The organism is Coleofasciculus sp. FACHB-712 (assembly GCF_014695635.1).
Classification (GTDB): Bacteria; Cyanobacteriota; Cyanobacteriia; order Cyanobacteriales; family FACHB-T130; genus FACHB-T130.
Window position 1 is genome coordinate 1 of sequence record NZ_JACJOQ010000301.1, and the last position, 2906, is coordinate 2906.

Here is a 2906-nt window from a genome sequence, read left to right on the forward strand (position 1 = left end):
TTTGCAATTGGTGAACGTTATCTATGTCAAGCGGGTGTGGCGGATTACAATTTAAAGTTTCTGTCTTCTGAAGGTCGCTATTTACAGCTTCATCAGATGAAAGTTGCACTGACATTTCTCAAGCTATAGGTAGATACTCTTATCGTAACTGATTCGCTGACGTGGATGGAAAGCTCATGACTCTCCTAGATTGGTCGATCTCATTTCATTTTCACTGGCTAGCGATCGCGGATAGCGCTAACTTAATCACCTTGTTGCAGTTTCCCTTCATGCAACGAGCGATCGCAGGTGGCGTCCTGATGGGACTCCTAGGCGGCTTTCTCGGCAGTTTTGTGACTTTGCGTCAGTTGTCTTTTTTCAGCCACGCCGTTGGTCACGCAGCTTTAGTCGGGCTAGTCATGGGAGTCTTATTGCAGCTAAATCCCACCTGGATGCTACTACCCTTTACGGTAATTTTTGGTCTAGCGGTTCTCTACTTGATTGATCAAACCAATCTCGCCAGCGACAACATCCTCAGCATTGTGCTATCCGGTGCCTTGGCAATTGGCGTCATCCTCAGCAGTTTTATCCAGGGATACCGAGGCAACCTCTTAGGCGCTCTATTTGGGGATATTCTCGCAATTAATAACACCGACTTGGTGCTGGTTTTTCTATTGCTTGTGGGCAGCGGTATCTTCTTACTGTCAACGCTGCGAGAGCAAATCTTATTGACGCTTAACCCCGATGTAGCAAAGGTTCAGGGTGTTCCAGTTCAGCTCTATCGCTACTTATTTGTTGTACTGCTGTCCCTGGCAGTTGCCGTTTCTATCAAAGCCGTAGGCATCTTACTCGTAAATGCCTTTCTAGTGATTCCCGCTTCTACTGCCAAGTTGTTGAGTCACCAATTTATCTACTTTCTCTGGCTCTCCGTTTTCTTGGGAGCGATGAGTAGCGTTGCTGGAATGATTGTATCCGGTCTTTTTAACTTTGCTTCTGGCCCTAGTATTGTTCTCGTCCAGTTTTTGCTGTTTCTAGCCGTCCTCGGCTGGGCAAAGCTGAATCTGCAAGCTAGCTGAGACAAGTAAGGTTAGCGGGTTGTGGATTAGTCGGTTGAAGGTTAGCCAGTTTATGAGAACTTTCCACTGCTGTAAACCTTCAACCTTCAACTCTTGTAAGCTTTCAACCTTCAGTTAGCCGCAGTTACAGCCGTGATGGGAGCAGCCTTGTCCAGATTCGTGACCATTGGCACAAGCTTCGCCGCAGTAGTATTTACCACCTTTTTCCACCGCTTCGCTGATGGAAACAACGCACAGGCAAGATTCACAGGCACATTTCATCGAAGTTACGGTAGTCATCGCTTTGTCCTAGTCAACTCTTCATTTACTATAACATCTGAACAGATATTCAGATATCGGTTTTTTTCAGGAAGCGTTATAGAAATAGCGATACAGAGATAGCGATCGCCCTTGCTGGAACTGCGATCTCTGACAAAAAACAAAAATATTACCGAATCTGCCACTAGGGGCTTGTCAACACCGTCTAACTTTGTTAATTTAATAAAGCACCAAAAAAAGTGCGCCGGGATAGCTCAGTTGGTAGAGCAGAGGACTGAAAATCCTCGTGTCCGGAGTTCAAATCTCCGTCCTGGCATTTTCTAAAACATAGATTCAGCACAAATTTTAGCTGATTGTCACTGCTACATTCTTATCGGGATTCTGTAGATTCTACATAAATCCTGATTAATAATAAATAGCTATATAGCGATAAATTAAGGAATTTAGATTCCCGGCAACCCGCTTTTCTGCTGGATTGGCTTTGTCCTGGTCTTTCTGGTTTATTCGAGAGGTCTATGCAGTACGTACCGGATTGCGTAGTGATATTGCCGGAGAGCGTGCGATCGCGCTTAACAGACAAAATAAAATCCCTCTGCCAGCAGTACAATCTGGAAATCCGGGATTAGTGGCTCTCCAAGAGCGCGTGAAAGTAGCACCTCTTGGTTAGAGTTGGCTTAACTCTAATATCCACGCAATCGGGCTTGCCAAAACCACTTGGTTTTGGCAAGCCCGATTAATTTACGCGAACTTTTGAAACCCGCGCAAGTGGATTTAGGCGAATTTCACTCGCACTTGTTACGACAGCGCAATATTATAATTTCTGTTTAGTTTTTAAGACTTCTATGTAAGCGATGGGAAGAACCACAGGCCAGAAAACTGTTGCGACCGTCAAAGTGATAAAAGAGGAAAATCTTTCTTCCGTATTCCAACTGCGATCGCGCTTAAACAATTCTAGCCAGAGGGTAAACAAAGTAGCAGCTATCAACAGGTAAATCACTTCTATACAGATCATAAGTTTATCCGGAGTCCTTTATCTCTCTCTATTGAGCATTCCCATACCAGAGATCGAGAATTTTTATTGCTTAACAAAACTTAGCACTAAGGCATTGTCTCCCCTTCTCAGAGGCAAAGCCTGTTATGCCAACAACAGGAGCAAGTTATGTGGAAAATTTATAATTCAAGGATCTAGTAACGAACCATCAAGGTTGTTGCTAAAGTTAATTTTTGCTTTGCTAGGTCGCTCTATTACTTATCAACGCTTGCTTTGCTATTTACGCAAGCAATTCGGAGATTACACACGTTCCCTCCAACCGTAGGAAGTAGAAAGCGCAACAAGCAACAGTGCGTTAGTCCGGAAATCTATAAAAATTGAGGCGCTTCAACAAAAGCCCCATACAGCCATTAGCTCAAGTATGACCGTCAAGCTAAAGGCAAGAAAAAACGAAACGTACTACCCTTTCCCAGTTCGCTTTCTACTTCAATCTGACCGCCTTGCAATTCGAGCAACCGGGAGGAAATCGCTAAACCGATGCCGGTTCCTCTAGAATTTTGGCTTCGAGACTGTTCAGCCCGCCAAAATCGCTCAAAGATATG

At 44.4% G+C, this 2906-nt stretch carries 5 protein-coding genes and 1 tRNA gene; 3 read left to right on the forward strand and 3 right to left on the reverse strand.

What is annotated here, in order from left to right; genetic code table 11:
- The first annotated feature begins 176 nt into the window (after positions 1-176).
- Entirely contained in the window at positions 177-1055 is an 879-nt protein-coding gene (locus tag H6F50_RS07930; protein ID WP_190428163.1) for a metal ABC transporter permease, read from the forward strand.
- Between the two features lie 114 nt (positions 1056-1169).
- On the opposite strand, the gene H6F50_RS07935 is transcribed toward H6F50_RS07930, so the two are convergent.
- On the reverse strand, positions 1170-1334 hold the full coding sequence (locus tag H6F50_RS07935) for a metallothionein (protein ID WP_190413885.1): 165 nt from the start codon (positions 1332-1334) through the stop codon (positions 1170-1172).
- A gap of 222 nt (positions 1335-1556) precedes the next feature.
- Here H6F50_RS07935 and H6F50_RS07940 point away from each other — a divergent pair.
- Together H6F50_RS07940 and H6F50_RS07945 are read left to right on the forward strand one after the other, a co-directional pair.
- Positions 1557-1629 (forward strand) — tRNA-Phe (locus H6F50_RS07940).
- Between the two features lie 165 nt (positions 1630-1794).
- Positions 1795-1980: a hypothetical protein gene (locus H6F50_RS07945; protein WP_190428165.1), complete on the forward strand. Its 186-nt coding sequence runs from the start codon at positions 1795-1797 to the stop codon at positions 1978-1980.
- A gap of 144 nt (positions 1981-2124) precedes the next feature.
- Here the strand turns inward: H6F50_RS07945 and H6F50_RS07950 are convergent, their stop codons facing one another.
- On the reverse strand, positions 2125-2325 hold the full coding sequence (locus H6F50_RS07950) for a hypothetical protein (protein ID WP_190412997.1): 201 nt from the start codon (positions 2323-2325) through the stop codon (positions 2125-2127).
- Positions 2326-2732: 407 nt separating this feature from the next.
- On the reverse strand, positions 2733-2906 hold a 174-nt coding region (locus H6F50_RS07955; RefSeq protein ID WP_242028936.1), incomplete at its 5' end, for an ATP-binding protein.

What these genes read in the sequence shown, in the direction of transcription:
- H6F50_RS07935 (WP_190413885.1), bottom strand. Translation starts at nt 1,334, where the DNA reads ATGACTACCGTAACTTCGATGAAATGTGCCTGTGAATCTTGCCTGTGC.
- H6F50_RS07950 (WP_190412997.1), bottom strand. Translation starts at nt 2,325, where the DNA reads ATGATCTGTATAGAAGTGATTTACCTGTTGATAGCTGCTACTTTGTTT.
- H6F50_RS07930 (WP_190428163.1), top strand. Translation starts at nt 177, where the DNA reads ATGACTCTCCTAGATTGGTCGATCTCATTTCATTTTCACTGGCTAGCG.